17 protein-coding genes are annotated in these 16830 nt (G+C 71.9%); 7 read left to right on the top strand and 10 right to left on the bottom strand.

Features of this window, described 5'->3' with window-relative positions; all coding sequences use genetic code 11:
• The first annotated feature begins 120 nt into the window (after window positions 1–120).
• On the top strand, window positions 121–1317 hold the full coding sequence (locus KBX34_RS25610; RefSeq protein WP_210927388.1) for a hypothetical protein: 1197 nt from the start codon (window positions 121–123) through the stop codon (window positions 1315–1317).
• Window positions 1318–1381: 64 nt separating this feature from the next.
• Here the strand turns inward: KBX34_RS25610 and dxs are convergent, their stop codons facing one another.
• The 3 genes from dxs to KBX34_RS25595 form a co-directional block, all read right to left on the bottom strand.
• On the bottom strand, window positions 1382–3328 hold the full coding sequence (gene dxs / locus KBX34_RS25605; protein ID WP_088946814.1) for a 1-deoxy-D-xylulose-5-phosphate synthase: 1947 nt from the start codon (window positions 3326–3328) through the stop codon (window positions 1382–1384).
• Window positions 3329–3409: 81 nt separating this feature from the next.
• Window positions 3410–4645: a class I SAM-dependent RNA methyltransferase gene (locus tag KBX34_RS25600; protein WP_210927425.1), complete on the bottom strand. Its 1236-nt coding sequence runs from the start codon at window positions 4643–4645 to the stop codon at window positions 3410–3412.
• Between the two features lie 31 nt (window positions 4646–4676).
• Entirely contained in the window at window positions 4677–6764 is a 2088-nt protein-coding gene (locus KBX34_RS25595; protein WP_210927386.1) for an APC family permease, read from the bottom strand.
• A gap of 163 nt (window positions 6765–6927) precedes the next feature.
• On the opposite strand from KBX34_RS25595, the gene KBX34_RS25590 reads away from it, so the two are divergent.
• Both KBX34_RS25590 and KBX34_RS25585 read left to right on the top strand, forming a co-directional pair.
• Window positions 6928–7593 carry a TrkA family potassium uptake protein gene (locus tag KBX34_RS25590; protein ID WP_088946812.1) on the top strand — a complete coding sequence of 222 codons (666 nt, stop codon included), beginning with the start codon at window positions 6928–6930 and terminating at the stop codon, window positions 7591–7593.
• A gap of 3 nt (window positions 7594–7596) precedes the next feature.
• Window positions 7597–8286 (top strand): TrkA family potassium uptake protein, encoded by a 690-nt coding sequence (locus KBX34_RS25585; RefSeq protein WP_210927385.1) that lies wholly within the window; start codon window positions 7597–7599, stop codon window positions 8284–8286.
• Window positions 8287–8303: 17 nt separating this feature from the next.
• On the opposite strand, the gene KBX34_RS25580 is transcribed toward KBX34_RS25585, so the two are convergent.
• From KBX34_RS25580 to dut, 4 genes are all read right to left on the bottom strand, one after another.
• Complete coding sequence (locus tag KBX34_RS25580) at window positions 8304–8987, bottom strand: DUF3159 domain-containing protein (protein ID WP_210927383.1); 684 nt, start codon at window positions 8985–8987, stop codon at window positions 8304–8306.
• Window positions 8988–9012: 25 nt separating this feature from the next.
• Window positions 9013–9393 carry an OB-fold nucleic acid binding domain-containing protein gene (locus tag KBX34_RS25575; protein ID WP_088951536.1) on the bottom strand — a complete coding sequence of 127 codons (381 nt, stop codon included), beginning with the start codon at window positions 9391–9393 and terminating at the stop codon, window positions 9013–9015.
• A gap of 114 nt (window positions 9394–9507) precedes the next feature.
• Window positions 9508–10170: a DUF3710 domain-containing protein gene (locus KBX34_RS25570; RefSeq protein ID WP_210792317.1), complete on the bottom strand. Its 663-nt coding sequence runs from the start codon at window positions 10168–10170 to the stop codon at window positions 9508–9510.
• A gap of 25 nt (window positions 10171–10195) precedes the next feature.
• Entirely contained in the window at window positions 10196–10732 is a 537-nt protein-coding gene (gene dut / locus KBX34_RS25565) for a dUTP diphosphatase (protein WP_210792315.1), read from the bottom strand.
• Between the two features lie 90 nt (window positions 10733–10822).
• Here dut and KBX34_RS25560 point away from each other — a divergent pair, with 90 nt between their 5' ends.
• Window positions 10823–11350: a DUF3093 domain-containing protein gene (locus tag KBX34_RS25560; RefSeq protein ID WP_210927381.1), complete on the top strand. Its 528-nt coding sequence runs from the start codon at window positions 10823–10825 to the stop codon at window positions 11348–11350.
• 19 nt (window positions 11351–11369) lie between these two features.
• On the opposite strand, the gene KBX34_RS25555 is transcribed toward KBX34_RS25560, so the two are convergent.
• Window positions 11370–12194 (bottom strand): hypothetical protein, encoded by an 825-nt coding sequence (locus KBX34_RS25555; RefSeq protein ID WP_088946806.1) that lies wholly within the window; start codon window positions 12192–12194, stop codon window positions 11370–11372.
• A 116-nt stretch (window positions 12195–12310) separates the two neighbouring features.
• Window positions 12311–12607, bottom strand: a complete 297-nt coding sequence (locus tag KBX34_RS25550; RefSeq protein ID WP_007075406.1) for a DUF4193 domain-containing protein — start codon at window positions 12605–12607, stop codon at window positions 12311–12313.
• A gap of 433 nt (window positions 12608–13040) precedes the next feature.
• Between KBX34_RS25550 and KBX34_RS25545 the strand changes: the two genes are divergently transcribed.
• On the top strand, window positions 13041–13556 hold the full coding sequence (locus KBX34_RS25545) for a LytR C-terminal domain-containing protein (RefSeq protein ID WP_210792392.1): 516 nt from the start codon (window positions 13041–13043) through the stop codon (window positions 13554–13556).
• A gap of 24 nt (window positions 13557–13580) precedes the next feature.
• Here the strand turns inward: KBX34_RS25545 and KBX34_RS25540 are convergent, their stop codons facing one another.
• Window positions 13581–14402 carry an inositol monophosphatase family protein gene (locus tag KBX34_RS25540; RefSeq protein WP_088946804.1) on the bottom strand — a complete coding sequence of 274 codons (822 nt, stop codon included), beginning with the start codon at window positions 14400–14402 and terminating at the stop codon, window positions 13581–13583.
• Between the two features lie 288 nt (window positions 14403–14690).
• Between KBX34_RS25540 and KBX34_RS25535 the strand changes: the two genes are divergently transcribed.
• Together KBX34_RS25535 and KBX34_RS25530 are read left to right on the top strand one after the other, a co-directional pair.
• Window positions 14691–16280 carry an RNA polymerase sigma factor gene (locus KBX34_RS25535; protein WP_141908338.1) on the top strand — a complete coding sequence of 530 codons (1590 nt, stop codon included), beginning with the start codon at window positions 14691–14693 and terminating at the stop codon, window positions 16278–16280.
• A gap of 245 nt (window positions 16281–16525) precedes the next feature.
• Window positions 16526–16759 (top strand): hypothetical protein, encoded by a 234-nt coding sequence (locus KBX34_RS25530; RefSeq protein WP_030489368.1) that lies wholly within the window; start codon window positions 16526–16528, stop codon window positions 16757–16759.
• Window positions 16760–16830: the final 71 nt, after the last annotated feature.

Genomic DNA, 16830 nt, shown 5'->3' with positions numbered 1-16830 from the left:
TAAAGCCCCGGTGACGTCCATTGTGGTGGGCCTGACGGCGACCACCTGGGGTCCCGCACCGGACATCTCGTACTATGGCGCTTTCCGACAGCGACGGCGAGGCGATCGGGGGCGGACCAGGTGACTCCAGGCCGTCGGCACGGCAGGGCGCTTCCCGTCCTGCTCACCGGGCTGCTGGCCGCCACGGCCTGCGGTCCGGTGGCCGAGAGGAAGCCGCAGGATCTGCGGGTCGGCTACGACAGCCTGGACGGCGCGTTGGTCGTGTGGCCGCCCCGGGGCGACCTCTCGGGGGACGCCACGGCGACGGCAGCGGTCACCAGGACGGTCCGCGACTGGCGGTCACCGGCCGATGACCGCGCGCACCTGCCCTCGTCCGGCATCCTCTTCTCCGGCCGGGTCGACGGCGCGCCGGTGGCACTCGTGGCCGCCGACGTGCCCGGCGAGAGCGCCTCCTGGCTGCTGCAACTCACCCGTGACGGCGACCGGTACGCGGTGACCCGCGCCACCGAGTACACCGACCCGGGCTACCTCGTCTACTCCGACGTTCTGCCGGTGCAGACCGCCGCCGGCCGCCGCTACCTGGTCTCGGCGCGGGTGCAGACGCTGGTCGGGCCACAGGATCGGACGTTGCCCGTCACGGACGGCCTCAGCGCGCCGGTCGACGTGCCGTCCTGCACGGCGGTCGGAGTGACAGCGACCCTGCGGACCACCGAGTCGCTGCCCCGCGGGCGGGCCGCGGACCGGCTGCTCGACCTGGGCACCGGCACCGTCGACCCGCGCTATCCGCTGGTCCGCGACGAGTCCGGCACCGGCCGGAGGGCGCTCACCGGGCTGGACACCTGCGTGCTGGGCGGTGACCGGGGCCCGTTCGGCAGCATCCCCCGCCGGATCGGCGACCGGGACGCACCGCGCTCGGTGCCGACGTCCTGGCCGATGGCGAAACTAACCGTCCGCTCGCTCGGCGAGGTCGCCCTCGGCGGTGGTGAGGCAGCCGAGTTGCAGCAGCTCAGCTGGGACACCGACGCCGGCGCGATGACCGCTGTGGTCTACCGACCGGCCGACGGCAGCGCGCCCGTCGTCTCACCCGCCGACCGGGCCACCCCGTTGCAGGCGTACCAGTTGCCGGTGCCCGGCCAGCCGCTCGTGGTGCTGAGCTGGCGAGCCACCCGGGACAGCTCCCTGTCCGTTCCGCCGGGCACTCCCCTGCTGGTCGAACGCCCCGGCCTCGCGGTCATCCCCGGCCCGTCCCGTTCCCAGACCTACAGCCTCGCCAACACCGACAAGACCCACTACCGCTCGGTGAAGCCAACCAACTGACCCCGCTCGTGCGAACGACGACGGCGGGCGTCCCCGGGAGGGGGTGCCCGCCGTCCTCGTTTCGTCAGTTCTGCGCGGCCGCGTCGCTGGGGGTGAGGCGGTCCGGGGTGGCGTCCAGGCCGGAGATCCAGCCAGTCACGTTGCGCGCCACGTCCTGGGCGGTCAGGCCCAGGTCCGCAAGGATCTGCGCGCGGGTGCCGTGCGGGTGCCACTCGGCCGGTACGCCCAGGTCCTTGAGCGGCACCCGGACGTCGGCGTCGCGCATGGCCTGGGCGAGCGCGTCGCCCACCCCGCCGACCCGGACGCCGTCCTCGACGCTGACCACGAGCCGGTGGCGGGCGGCCAGGTCGACCAGCTCCGCCGGGACCGGACGCACCCAGCGGGGGTCGACGACGGTGACGCCGTAGCCCTGCTCGGCGACCCGGGCGGCCACCTCCATGCCCAGCTGGCCGAACGAGCCGACAGCGACCAGCAGCACGTCGGTACGCGCCGACTCGGCCAACACGTCGACCGGGCCCACCCGGCGCAGCGCCGGCAGGTCCGCGGCGACCGCGCCGGTCGGGAAGCGCACCACGGTGGGGCCGTCGTCGACGGCCACCGCCTCGCGCAGCTCCTCCCGCAGCGTGGCGGCGTCACGGGGAGCGGCGATCCGCAGCCCGGGCACCACCCCGAAGACCGACATGTCCCAGATGCCGTAGTGGCTGGGGCCGTCCGGGCCGGTGATGCCCGCCCGGTCCAACACGAAGGTCACCGGCAGTTTGTGCATCGCCACGTCCAGCAGGACCTGGTCGAAGGCGCGGTTGAGGAAGGTGGCGTAGACCGCGACCACCGGGTGCAGACCGCCGAGCGCCAACCCGGCCGCCGAGGTGGCGGCGTGCTGCTCGGCGATGCCCACGTCGTACACCCGCTCGGGGTACTTGCGAGCCAGCTTGGCGATGCCGGTCGGCTCGGCCATCGCGGCGGTGATGCCCACCACGTCCGGCCGCTCGTCGGCGACGGCCAGCAGCTCGTCGGCGAAGACGTGCGTCCACTTCACCGACGGGGCGGCCAGCAGCGCGCCGGTCTCGACGTCGAAGGCGCTGCTCGGGCCGTGCAGGCAGTCCGCCTCGTCCTCCTCGGCCGGGCGGTAGCCGTAGCCCTTGCGGGTGACCGCGTGCACGATCACCGGGCCGCCGAAGTTCTTCGCCGCGCGCAGCGCCGCCTCGACGGCTGCCACGTCGTGCCCGTCCACCGGACCCACGTACTTGATGCCCAGGTCCTCGAACATGGCCTGCGGGGCGACCGCGTCCTTGATGCCCTTCTTGACCGCGTGCAGCACCTCGTACATCGGCTTGCCGACCAGCGGCGTGGAGCCGAGGGCGTCCTTGACGGTGTCGAGGACCTTCTCGTAGCCGGGGTTGAGCCGCAGCGAGGAGAGGTGGTCGGCCAGCCCGCCGATGGTCGGCGAGTAGGACCGGCCGTTGTCGTTGACCACGATCACGAGGGAGTTGCCGGCGGTGGCGATGTTGTTCAGCGCCTCCCAGCACATGCCACCGGTGAGCGCGCCGTCGCCGACCACGGCCACGACGCTGCGGGCCTCACCACGCAGCGCGTACGCCTTGGCGAGGCCGTCGGCGTAGGAGAGCGCGGTGGAGGCGTGCGAGTTCTCGATGAGGTCGTGCTCGCTCTCCGCCTGGCTGGGGTAGCCGGAGAGGCCACCGCGCTGACGGAGCTTGTCGAAGCCGGCCTGGCGCCCGGTGAGGATCTTGTGCACGTACGCCTGGTGGCCGGTGTCGAACAGGAGCCGGTCCCGGGGCGAGTCGAAGACGCGGTGCATGGCCAGCGTCAGCTCGACCACACCGAGGTTGGGCCCGACGTGCCCGCCGGTGCGGGAGACCTTGGCGATCAGGAAGTCCCGGATCTCGGCGGCGAGGACGTCCAGCTCCTCGCCCGACATCCGCTTGACGTCCTGCGGACCGCGTACCGTCCCCAGCAGCCGGCCGTGGTTGGCCGTGTCCTCTTCAACACTCATGACCGGAGAGTCTATCGGCCGCCCGGTACTCCGCAGCCTGGGCCGAGAGGCCCGGGCCGTGCGGGTCGGCTGAGCCCCTGGTCAGAGCGCGATCCGCGGCGGGAGCAGCAGCCCCACCTGCTCGACGTGCTGTGTCATCGGGAACAGGTCGAAGCCCCGCAGCGCCGCCAGCCGCCAACCGAGCTCGGTGAAGGTGCGTACGTCCCGGGCGAAGGCCGCCGGGTCACAGGCCACGTACGCGACCGCTCGCGGGCCGGCGGCGACGATGTCACGCACCACCTGGGCGCCCGCGCCGGAGCGCGGCGGGTCGAGCACCACCACGTCGACCGGGCCGGTGATCCGTCGGCGGGTCAGCGCGGTCTCCACCCGGGCGGCGACCACCTCGACCTGGGGCAGGTCGGCCAGGTTGGCCCGGGCCGCGTCCACCCCGTCCCGGCTCGACTCGACCAGGGTGATCCGGGCGTCGCCGACCCGTCCGGCGAGGGCCGCGGCGAACAGCCCAGCGCCGCCGTAGAGGTCCCATCCGGTCTCGCCCGGCTGTGGATCCAGCAGGTCCAGCACCGCCGCGCAGAGGGTGTCCGCCGCGGCCGGGTGCACCTGCCAGAACGCGGACGCGGGCAGCGCCCAGTCCCGTCCGGCGGCCACCTCGCGGACCTCGGTCGGCCCGCTCACCAGGGTGGGCACCCCGTCGCGGATCTCCGTGACGGTCACGTCCCCGCCGGTGCTGGCGATCGTCTCGACCGCCTCGGCGGCCGGCCAGCGCTCGGTGAGCACCGGCAGCTGCTGGATGGCCGGGTGGGCGATCCGGCAGCGGTCGATCGGCACCACCTCGTGCGACCGGTGCTTGAGCAGACCGGCCCGGTCCGCGGCGTCCACGGCGTACCGGACCCGGGAGCGCCAGCCGAGCAGCCCGCCGGGCAGCGCCTCGACCCGGACGCCGAGCTTGTCCAGCTCGGCGTCGGTCAGCCCGCCGAGGCGGACTAGCTGCTCGCGCACCACTGAGGTCTTCCAGGCCAGTTGCGCGTCCGGGGCGACGTGTTGCAGGTCGCAGCCGCCACACGCGCCCGGCCTGGCGTACGGGCAGGGCGGCTCGACCCGGTCCGGTGAGGGGTCCAGCACCGTCACCGCGTCGGCCCGGACGAACCCCCGGTGCACCTCGGTGACCTCGGCGATGACCCGTTCACCGGGCAGCGCGTGCCGGACGAAGACGACCTGCCCGTCCACCCGTGCCACGCAGTGCCCGCCGGGGGCGACCGCGTCGACGGTCAGCTCGACCCGTTCCGCCTCGGCCAGCCCACGCTCGGGTGCCGGTGGCACCGGGGTTGTCGCGGTTAGCTGCCCGCCCGACTCAGTCACGGCCGTTTCCTTCCGTTGCGCGGTCCGCCGGGCCGCCCTCACCGGGCGGCGGCGGAGAAACCACCGGCGGTGCGGAGACCAGCGGCGGCACGGTGCCGCGCGGCCCCCGTGCCGGTGTCCGGGACAGTGTGGCGTCCAGCCGGTCCAGGTTCTTGCTCGCTGTCGACGCGAGCTGCCACGGCACGCTGACCACCATCACCCCCGGTTCGAAGAGCAGTCGGCCCTTGAGGCGCAGGGCGCTCTGGTTGTGCAGCAGGTTCTCCCACCAGCGGCCGACCACGTACTCCGGGATGAAGACGGTGACCACGTCGCGGGGTGACTTGCGGCGGGTGGAGGCGACGAAGTCCAGGATCGGGCGGGTGATCTCCCGGTACGGCGAGTCGATCACGGTGAGCGGGATGGCCATTTCCCGCCGCTCCCAGTCGGCCTGCAGATCCCGGGTGTCCTTGTCGTCCACGTTGACGGTCACTGCGGTCAGCGTGTCCGGCCGGGTGGCCCGGGCGTAGGCGATGGCCCGCAGTGTCGGCTGGTGCAGTTTGCTGACCAGCACGATCGCGTGGTTGCGGGCGGGCAGCGTGGCCCGGCCCTCGTCCGGCGGGGTCAGCTCGACGGCGATACGGTCGTAGTGCCGGCGGATGGCCAGCATCAGCACGTAGATCACCGCCATCGCGGCGATCGCGATCCAGGCGCCGAGCAGGAACTTCGTGACCAGGACGATCACCAGCACCGTGCCGGTCAGGCCCATGCCGAACGTGTTGATCGCCCGGGACCGGTACATCTTGCGGCGTGCCTCCGGGTCCCGCTCGGTCCGCAGGTGCCGGTTCCAGTGCCGGATCATGCCGGCCTGGGAGACGGTGAACGAGACGAAGACCCCGACGATGTAGAGCTGGATCAGCTTCGTCACCTCGGCCTGGAAGCCGACGATCAGCACGATCGCGAAGAGGGCCAGGAAGGTGATGCCGTTGGAGAACGCCAGCCGGTCGCCGCGGGTGTGGAACTGGCGGGGCAGGTAGCGGTCCTGCGCGAGGATCGAGCCGAGCACCGGGAACCCGTTGAACGCGGTGTTCGCGGCCAGGAACAGGATCAGGGCGGTCACCCCGGCCAGCACGTAGAGCAGGATCGACCCGGAACCGAAGACCGTCTCACCGAGCTGGGTGGTGACGGTCTTCTGCACGTACCCCTCAGGGCCGGAGACGATCTGCAGGGCCGGGTCCTCGACAAACTGCAGGTGGGTCAGCCGGGCCAGCCAGATGATCCCGACCAGCATGCTCACCGAGATGGCGCCGAGCAGCAACAGGGTGGTGGCGGCATTGCGGCTCTTCGGGGCCTTGAACGCCGGCACACCGTTGGAGATCGCCTCCACGCCGGTGAGCGCGGCGGCGCCCGAGCTGAACGTCCGCAGCAGCAGGAAGATGAGCGCGAACCCGGTCACGCTGTGCTCGGCCTGGATCACCAGGTCGGCGCTCGGTGCACGGAGGTCGTCGCCCAGCACGAAGACCCGGAACAGCCCGGTGAGCAGCATCCCGAGCATCACGATCACGAAACCGTAGGTGGGGATGGCGAACGCCGTGCCCGACTCGCGCAGCCCGCGCAGGTTGACAGCGGTCAGCAGCACCACCGCGATCACCGCGATCAGGACCTTGTGGGTGGCCACGAACGGCACCACCGAGCCGAGGTTGGCCACCCCGGAGGAGACCGACACCGCCACCGTGAGCACGTAGTCGACCAGCAGCGCACTGGCCACCCCGACGCCGAACTTCGGGCCCAGGTTGACAGTGGCCACCTCGTAGTCGCCACCGCCGGACGGGTAGGCGTACACGTTCTGCCGGTAGCTGGCCACCACGGTGAGCATCACCACGACCACTGCCAGCGCGATCCATGGAGAGAACAGGAACGCCGAGGCGCCGGCGATGGAGAGGGTGAGCAGGATCTCGTCGGGCGCGTACGCGACGCTGGACAGCGCGTCGGACGCGAACACGGGCAGCGCGATGCGCTTCGGCAGGAGGGTGTGCTGAAGCCGGTCGGACCGGAACGGTCGACCGAGGAGGAGCCGCTTCAGCAGCGAGGTGGGACTGGCCACGAACGCCAAGGGTACGACCACCACGGCGGGGGCGCGGGGGTGGGCGATCACGGCTGCTCACGACGACGGGGTACGGTCGGTCCCCGCTTCCCACCCGGACGTGGCAGGCTCGCACTCGGAGGCCACCGGAAGCGGGGGCGGTACGCACCTTGGGAGGGACAGCGTGCACGTCGTGATCATGGGATGTGGCCGGGTCGGGTCGACCCTCGCCCACAGCCTGGAGTCCCGAGGACACTCGGTGGCGGTGATCGACCAGGACGCCGACGCGTTCCGCCGGCTCGGCCCCGACTTCGCCGGGATCACGGTGACCGGGGCCGGCTTCGACGGCGAAGTTCTCCGACAGGCCGGCATCGAGCGCGCGGACGCCTTCGCGGCGGTGTCGAGCGGCGACAACTCCAACATCATTTCGGCGCGGCTGGCCCGCGAGACGTTCGGCGTGTCCCGGGTCGCCGCCCGCATCTACGACCAGCGCCGGGCGCAGGTCTACGAGCGGCTGGGCATCCCCACCGTCGCGACAGTGCGCTGGACTGCCGACCGGATGCTGCGGCACCTGGTGCCGGAGGGCAACGTGGAGATCTTCCGCGACCCCACGAGCACCGTGTCGATCGTCGAGGTGCCGGTCCACAAGGACTGGATCGGCCGGTCGTTGCGCACACTGGAGGAGGCGTCCGGCGCACGGGTCGCCTACCTGATCCGCTTCGGCATCGGCACGCTGCCCACCGGCTCCACCGTCGTACAGGAGGGTGACCAGGTGTTCATGCTGGTCAGCGATGACATCGTGGCGACGGTCACGTCGGTGGCGGCGGCGCCGCCGGAAGGGGGGCACTGAGCCATGCGGGTCGCCATCGCGGGCGCGGGCAACGTGGGCCGCTCGATCGCCCAGGAGCTGATCGACAACGGCCACCAGGTGATGCTGATCGAACGCCAACCCAAGATGCTGCGCCCGGACCGGGTGCCGGCGGCCGAGTGGGTGCTCGCCGACGCGTGCGAGGTGGCCAGCCTGGAGGAGGCCAACATCGCCGGGTGCGACGTGGTGGTCGCGGCGACCGGCGACGACAAGACCAACCTGGTGCTGTCGCTGCTGGCCAAGACCGAGTTCGCGGTGCCGCGCGTGGTGGCCCGGGTCAACCGGGCCGAGAACGAGTGGCTGTTCACCGAACAGTGGGGCGTCGACGTCGCGGTGAGCAAGCCGCGGGTGATGGCCGCGCTGGTCGAGGAGGCCGTCACCGTCGGCGACCTGGTCCGGCTGATGACCTTCCGCCAGGGTGAGGCGAACCTGGTCGAGATCACCCTGCCGCCGACCGCGCCCTACGTCGGTCAGCCGATCCACGCCGTGCCGCTGCCCCGCGACTCCGCGCTGGTGGCGATCCTGCGCGGCAAGCGGGTCCTGGTGCCCAGCCCGGACGACCCGATCGAGGCCGGCGACGAGCTGATCTTCGTCTGCACCGCCGAGGTGGAGGACCAGGTCCGTGCGGTGATCCTCGGGCCGGACAGCGTCGAGCGGACCCGCAGCTCACGCTGAGCCGACGGACCGTTCGGTCAGCCGCCGGGCAGCGGGGTCGGCGACGACTCCCGGGTGACCCGGCGCACCGTCCAGACCGTGATCAGCAGCAGCAGCGCGTACGGCGGGTAGCCCAGCGCCAGCCGGGCCACGCCCAGCGCGGTGTCCTGGTGGGCCAGGTAGAGCCCGGCCTGCACGCCCACCTTGGCCAGCCAGACCACGCCCCACAGCACGGTGAGCTGGGTGAAGGTGCGCACCAGCTTCGGGTCGGTGCGCCATTCCGAGCGGCCCTTGGCGACCAGCACCGACCAGATCCAGCCCACCAGCGGCTGCCGGATCGCCGCCGAGATCAGCAGGGCGACACCGTACCCAATGCCGTAGAGGATGCCGGGAAGGTAGAAATCGCGCTCGTCGCCGGTGCGCCAGGCGATGGCCGCGCCGACGCCGACGCCGAACAGCCCGTTGATGGCATGCCGGATCGGCCGACGCTGGGCCAGCCGCAGCCCGGCGATCAGCAGCGCGACGGAGACCGAGGCGATCACCGCCGGTCGCAGCTCGCCGATGACGTTGGCGAGAACGAAGACCACGACCGGGATGCTCGACTCGACCAGGCCCCGCCAGCCGCCGAGCTGGTCGGCCATCTGCTCGGCGATCGTCGGCAGCGGCTCCTCCTCCGGAGGGCCGGTGTCCGGCTGCGCCGCCCGGTGCTGTCCCGTCGTCATCGCCGGCCTTCCGTCCGCAACGCCGTCACTTCGGCGAGTCCAGCTCGTAGTAGGGGTTGTAGATCACCTTGCGCTCGTCGCGCACCGCCACCCGGCCACGGGCGGTCAGGTGCCGGCCCGGCTCGATCCCGGCGATGTGCCGTCGACCCAACCAGACCAGGGTGACCACGTCGCTGCCGTCATACAGGTCGGCCTCCAGGGTGGGCAGGTTGGTGCGCGGCGTATAGACCACCGTGCGCAGCCGACCGGCGACCGACACCAGCTGACCCCGGGAGCACTGCTGTGCCGGGATCCCGCCGCACTGGGCGCTCTCGCGCCGCAGCTCCTGCGCGTCTATCTCGGCCTCGCTGGCGGTGAACCGTTGCAGGATGCGCCGCAGCGACACCCGGCCCTCGTCGGTCGTCATGACCTCCGCGTCACCCTCTCCACGCTCGCCGTCCCCGGCCGGCACCGGCGGCGCCGGAACCGTGCCGCCAGCGTACGCCGACGGGGCTGGTTCCGGCGGGCCGGTGCGCGCGGGTCAGACCTGGCGCGGCTCGGCGGCGGCGGCGCCCGCCTCGGCCTCGGCCTGGTCGGCGATCTCGCGGGGCAGCCGCAGCGGCAGCGGCTCACGGACCGGCTTGGCCTCCTGGCCACGGTCGACCACCAGGCCGTCCAGGCACTCCACCAGCGGCCCGGCCACGGCCGGGTTGGTGGCCACCGGGCCCTGGAACACGCCGCGGACCATCCAGCGCGGCCCGTCGATGCCGACGAACCGCAGGTTCGTCGGGCCGTCCGGGGTGTTCACCTGGGCGTGCAGCTCCGGGCCGTACTCGCCCTCGACCTCCTGAGCGCTCGCGCCGTCGCGCAGCAGGGACTGCCGGATCTCCTCGCGCACCTCGCCCCAGATCCCCTCGGACCGGGGGGCGGCGAAGACGCCCAGCTGGAGTGCGTTGTCGCCATGCACCAGCACCACCTGCTGGACCACACCCTGCGGGTCGGCCTGCACCCGCACCTCGACGTCGGCGATCGCCGGGATGTGCAGGCTGCCCAGGTCGAGTCGCTGCACGTCGTCGTAGCTCTCGGAGATGTCGTACGGGCCGCGCTCCAACGTCGGCGCCGCATCGCCCTGGTCGGGGACCTGGGTGGCCCGCTCGTCACGGGTCTGCCGCTCGGCGTCGGCCCGCTTTCGGGAGAAGATCACTGCGCCTGCCCTCCGCTGTTCACACTCACCCTGCCACCTCTTCCGTCTGCCCGCGGCCCGGCTCATCTGGCCGCCGCTCGACCCGGTCCTGGCCCGTCGGCGACGGCACCAGCCCGGCGTGCCCGCCGGTCGACCCGTGCCCGCCGACCCCACGCCGGGACGTGGGCAGCTCGACCACCGGCTCGAACCGCACCCGTGCGACCTGCTGGACCACGAGCTGCGCGATCCGGTCGCCGCGGGAGATCTTCGCCGGCACATCCCGATCATGATTGATCAGGTTGACCAGGATCTCACCCCGGTAGCCGGCGTCGACCGTACCGGGCGCGTTGAGCACCGTCACGCCGAGCCTGGCCGCCAGACCGGAACGGGGATGGACCAGACCCACGTACCCCTCCGGCAGCGCGATGGCCACGCCGGTGGGCACCAGGGCACGGCCACCGGGCGGAAGTTCCACGTCCGCGGCCGCCACCAGGTCGGCCCCGGCGTCGCCGGGATGGGCGTACGTGGGCAGCGGCAGCTCGGAGTCGAGCAGCTGCACGGGCACGGGTACGACGTCGGTCACGGGTCCCCTCTTCCGTCCGGTTCTCGGGGTGACCCTGCCATCCTGCCGGTTCGCCGAGCCGCCGTGCGCCGTACCCTCGCAGGAGTGAGCATGTCGCCCTCTCCCTCCGCCGATCAGCCGCCGGTCGACGCCCGCCCGGCGTACGCCGAACGGTTGGATCTGCCCTGGTGGTTGTGGCTGGGCGGGCTGGTGGCCGCCGCGCTGCTGGCCGTCGAGATCTGGATGGGCGCCGCCGGCGTGCGCGCCTGGCTGCCGTTCGTCGTGCTGCTGCCCCTCACCGCGGCAGGGTTGTGGTGGCTCGGCCGGATCCGGATCGGGGTCGCCGACTCCGAGCTGCGGGTGGACGACGCCCGCCTGCCGGTCCGCTTCGTGGCCGACGTGGTGCCGCTGGACGTGGCCGGCCGCCGTGAGGTGCTCGGGGTCGGCGCGGACCCGCTCGCCTTCGTGGTGCAGCGGCCGTGGATCGGCGGCGCCGTGCAGGTGGTGCTCGACGACCCGGCCGATCCGACCCCGTTCTGGGTGGTGAGCACGCGGCACCCCGTCGAGCTGGCGGAGGCGGTGCTGGCCGAGCGGGACGCTCTGGCGCTCTCCCGACCCACCACGGGTGAGCAGGGCTGATCCGACGCCGCCGACCCGGTCAGGTGCCGGTCGGTGGGCCGGGCAATGCCGCCGGTGGCGCGGGTCGGGCGATGCCCCGCCGGCGCAGGTCCACCTGAAGCTGCTCGGCCATCTGCTGGGTGGCCCGGCGGTTGAGGAAGCTGGCCACAGCCGCGCCGGTCAGGAACGGCCCGAGCGTGGTGAGGTTGCGACCGAAACGCCGCAGCAGCATGTCCCGCAGTTCCTTGCGGGCCGCGGTGCCGAGCACCGCGCCCACCCCCACGCCGGGCACCATCGGGTTGACCCCACGCTGGGTGGCCCAGGAGTGCACCAGGGCGACCGCCCGTTGGCTGCCGCCCTCCGGTAGCGCCACGCCGTGGACCTCGTGCAGCTCACCGACCAGTTTCAGTTCCACCGACACCACGGCGACGGTCTCGGCGGCGAGCAGCACCGGCGCGGAGAGCAGGGTCGGGGCGACCGTCCACTCGACGGCGGCGACTCCCCCGCCGGCCGCGCCGATCGCGGCGGTGGCCCGGGACGCGTTGCGGATGAGCCGGTCGGCCAGCGCGGCGTCGTCCAGGCCGGGGAAATGGCGGCGCAGGGTGGCCAGGTCCCGCACCGGGATGTGCGGGGCGACCTCGGTGACGGTGTCGACCATCCAGCGCACGGCGGCACGGGGCTTGAACAGGTCGGAGATGCCCCGGGCGCGGGCCTGCCCGACCATCCGGGTCAGCAGTTGGCGGCGACGGGCCGGAGCGAGGTCGTCCGCGGTCAACGCCGCGACGGTGGCGCCGAGGTCGTCCGTGCCGCCGGTGGCACCAACGCTGCCCGTGCCATCGTCGGTGGTGCCGCCTCGATCGCTCATCGGACCTCCCGGTGCTGTGGCTACCCGCTACGAGTCAAGCAGGTACCCACTACCGGCGCACGCCTACACCAGCAGCGGCGGCCCCGTTCAGGAGGCCGCCGCCGGTGTCGTGGTTGTCAGACGCACTCGCGGCAGATCAACTCGCCGTTACGCTCGACTGCCAGCTGGCTACGGTGATGTACCAGGAAGCAGCGGGCGCACCGGAACTCGTCCTGCTGCATCGGAAGCACCTTGACCGTGAGCTCCTCGTCGGCCAGATCGGCACCGGGCAGCTCGAAGCTCTCGGCCACCTCGGCCTCGTCGACGTCCACCGCGCCCGACTGTGAGTCGACGCGCCGTGCCTTGAGCTCTTCCAGGCTGTCCTCGCCGAGGTCGACCTCGTCGCGACGCGGGGCGTCGTAGTCGGTGGCCATCGGTTTCACTCTCCCATATCGATGTTGTCGCTTCCGGTTGTAACGCCGGACGACGCTGTTTCGGTTCCGCTGGCCGGCCACCACTTGTGTCGGGCACCCGACCCGAGGACCGAACGGGTCGAGCTCGCTGGGGCGACTCCCCTGCGAGCGCGGAACCTTACCCCCCCTTGGGCGAGGCATGTATACCGCCCTTGCGGCTGAGATGTACGCCCCCGCACGCGAAGTTGTTCCCAATGTGATTCAGGCGACACGAAGATAGGGGTAGTAGTACCCGGTTCGCGGTCGGCGCGCCGGCATGTCGGGCTGTTTCCACGCGACGGCCGGACAACCGTTAACCTCAGCGGCGTATTCGACGGCCGGCGGCCAGTCTGATCGTTGCCGGCTGCCGCCACCCACCTGAGGTCCCGGGAGTGCCCAGATGAGTTTTGCGCGAGTGCGAGCACTCGTCGTCGTCGGCCTGCTCGGGGTGCTGGCCCTGGCGTTCGTGGTCACCGCGATCATCCGGGACACCCAGGGGAAGGCGGGCACGGCCGAGGGCTGCCCGGAGGGTTGGCCGCTGGCCGACGTGACACTGCACGAGCCCAAGGACGTCAAGATCAACGTGTTCAACACGACCGAAGAGCCCGGCCGGGCCGGCAGCGTCGCGGACGACTTCCGCAACCGCAAGTTCCAGGTGAAGAAGGTCGGCAACGACCCCAAGGAGATCGACGACGTGGCAGTGCTGCGCTACGGCCCGAAGGGCGTCGGCTCCGCGCACCTGCTGCAGGCGTACTTCCTCAACAACGCCGTGCCGGGCTACGACCCGAAGCGCACCGACGACGTCGTGGACGTGGTGCTGGGCAACGGCTTCCAGCAGCTCGCCACCACGACCGAGGTCAACCAGTCCCTCGGCGACATCGGCGCGCCACGGGCACCCAAGGGCTCCTGCCCGTCCCCCGTCGCCAAGTGACGGCCTGACCGCCCTGACGGCCGCTCAGGGCCCGCCAGCGGCATCCAGCTCGGCCAGCCGGTCGTGCAGCGGCCCGAAGAGCGCGGGCGGGGCCGCGACCACCAGATCGGGCCCCGGCGGCCCACCGGCCAGGCCGGCGACACGCACGCCCGCCTCGGCGGCCACCAGCCCGCCGGCCGCCAGGTCCCAGGCCGCGAGGCCCTTCTCGAAGTACGCGTCGAGCCGACCCTCCGCGACCAGGCAGAGATCCAGCGCGGCGGCACCGAGCCGACGGATGTCCCGGACGTGTGCGATCAGCCCAGCCACCACCTGGGCCTGGTGCGTGCGGCGTCCGGCGTCGTAGCCGAAGCCGGTGCCGACCAACGCCTGCCCCAGGTCAGTCTCGCCGGAGCAGCGCAACCGGACACCGTCGCGCCAGGCCCCGCCCCCGACCGTGGCCGTCCACTCCTCGCCGGTGCTCACGTTGCGCACCACGCCGGCGACCACCACCCCGTCCACCTCGGCGGCCAGCGACACCGCGCTGTACGGCAGCCCGTAGAGGTAGTTGACGGTGCCGTCGATCGGGTCGATGATCCAGCGCACCCCGCCCGGCGCGACCGGCCCGGTGTCCCGAATGCCGTATTCTTCGCCGAGCACCGCGTCGTCCGGCCGCAACTGCTTCAGCGCGTCGAGCACCTGCCGTTCGACCGCCCGGTCCGCCGCGGTGACCACGTCGGTGACAGTGCTCTTGGTCGCCGCCACCGAGACACCCTCGACCCGCATCCGGTACGCGGTGGCCGCCGCGTCGCGCGCGACGCCCAGCGCGACCGCCAAAAGTTCCCGAGGTGACGGCGCCGAACGGTCCATCCCAACGTCCCCTTCCACGCGACCGGGGCGTTCCGCGCCCCGCGCGAGTATCATCCTTACAAAGTCCACATCAGCGCCGAATCGGCGGTCCCACCGCCGTTAAGCAGTGCGGCGCAGGAAGATCGCGGCAGACGGCGTTACAATTCACCCCTGCCCACGCGCCACGGACCGCCGACCATCGGCCGGTCCGGGACACGGGGGTCCCTCAACCACACTGCCCGGCCCGGTTGCCCCACGCTGTGCCGGACAACCCGGCCGTGCCCGCTCTTCGCCTCCGGAAGGTCATTCGTGACAGAACCCCGCCAGACCGGCGCCGACGTTCGCTCGCTCACCGACACCCTGATCGCCCACGCGCAGAGCGCCGGTGGTCAGCTCACGTCGGCCCAGCTCGCGCGCACCGTCGAGTCCGCCGAGGTGACTCCGGCCCAGGCCAAGAAGATTCTGCGGGCGCTCTCCGAGGCGGGAGTGACCGTGGTGGTGGACGGCTCGGCGAGCACCCGCCGCCGCGTCGCCGCGGCCCGTTCGACCACGCCGGCGTCCCGGGCCACCACTGCCAAGACCACCAAGAAGGCCGCGGCGCCCGCCCCGAAGCAGGCGCCCGCCTCCGACGACGCGCCGTCCGCGCCTGCCCCGCGCAAGGTGGCCGCCCGCAAGGCCACCCCCGCCGAGGGCGGTGCGACGCCGGCGAAGGCCACCAAGTCGACCCGGGCCACCAAGGCCACGGTCGCCGCCGCTGGCGCCAAGGCCGGCACCAAGGCCAAGGGCGAGGGCGCCGAGGGTGAGATCGACCCGGAGGAGCTGGCCGCCGCCATCGAGGACGTGGTGGTCGAGGAGCCGGCCGAGCTGGCCCAGGCCGCCGAGACCGACGCCGCCGCCTCGGCGACCGACAACGACTTCGAGTGGGACGACGAGGAGTCCGAGGCCCTCAAGCAGGCCCGGCGCGACGCCGAGCTGACCGCCTCGGCCGACTCGGTCCGTGCATACCTGAAGCAGATCGGCAAGGTTCCGCTGCTCAACGCCGAGCAGGAGGTGGAGCTGGCCAAGCGGATCGAGGCCGGGCTCTACGCCGCCGAGCGGCTGCGCGCGGCCGACGAGGGCGAGGAGAAGCTCGTCCGGGACATGGTCCGTGACCTGGGCTGGATCTCCCGCGACGGCGAGCGGGCCAAGAACCACCTCCTGGAGGCAAACCTCCGACTGGTGGTGTCGCTGGCCAAGAGGTACACGGGCCGTGGCATGGCGTTCCTCGACCTGATCCAGGAGGGCAACCTCGGCCTGATCCGCGCGGTGGAGAAGTTCGACTACACCAAGGGCTACAAGTTCTCCACGTACGCCACCTGGTGGATCCGGCAGGCGATCACCCGCGCGATGGCCGACCAGGCCCGCACCATCCGCATCCCGGTGCACATGGTCGAGGTCATCAACAAGCTTGGCCGCATACAGCGTGAGCTGCTCCAGGACCTGGGCCGCGAGCCCACTCCGGAGGAGCTGGCCAAGGAGATGGACATCACACCCGAGAAGGTGCTGGAGATCCAGCAGTACGCTCGGGAGCCCATCTCACTGGACCAGACCATCGGCGACGAGGGCGACAGCCAACTCGGTGACTTCATCGAGGACTCCGAGGCCGTGGTCGCGGTGGACGCGGTTTCGTTCTCGCTCCTGCAGGACCAGCTCCAGCAGGTGCTGCAGACGCTCTCCGAGCGTGAGGCGGGTGTGGTACGCCTGCGCTTCGGCCTGACCGACGGTCAGCCGCGGACGCTGGACGAGATCGGCCAGGTCTACGGGGTGACCCGGGAGCGGATCCGGCAGATCGAGTCCAAGACGATGTCCAAACTGCGTCACCCGTCCCGGTCGCAGGTCCTCCGGGATTACCTGGACTGAGCGGGTTTCGTCAACCGAACGTGTCGTTTTGACCACCTGGTGTGCAACACCAGATGGTGATCGTCCGGATGCACGAATGTGATCGTTGACGTGGCACCCTGGGTGCACGGCACACTGTCCCTGCCAGGTGTGACCTCGGTCCCCCGCGGGCACACAGGGAAGGCAGTGCCTAGTAAGGGTGTTGCACCATAGGTGAGCAACGACCGAAGAGATTGTTCATCGGTGACGACCAGAGGAGGAAGGCGATGACCCCGACCCTCACGCCGCCGCCCGTGACGGCGGCTCCCCCAGCCGCCGATGAACGGTGCGACCGCTGCAATGCTGCCGGGAAGCTCCGGATCACCCTGACGGGTGGGAGCGAGCTGGTGTTCTGCGGGCACCATGCGAACAAGTACGCGGAGGATCTCGTGAAGATCACCGAGCGGTTCGCGACGGAGCCCGATTTCAGCTGGCGTGGCGCCGATCTGATGGCGAACTAAATCCGCAAACCGACATAGCCGGCCGGAGGCACCCCGAGGGTGTCTCCGGCCGGCTTTTCGCTACCGAAACC

The sequence above is a fragment of the Micromonospora sp. M61 genome, from assembly GCF_018070245.1.
GTDB lineage: Bacteria > Actinomycetota > Actinomycetes > Mycobacteriales > Micromonosporaceae > Micromonospora > Micromonospora zamorensis.
The sequence above is the reverse complement of the archived record's forward strand: the minus strand, read 5'-3'. Positions and strand labels throughout refer to the sequence as shown.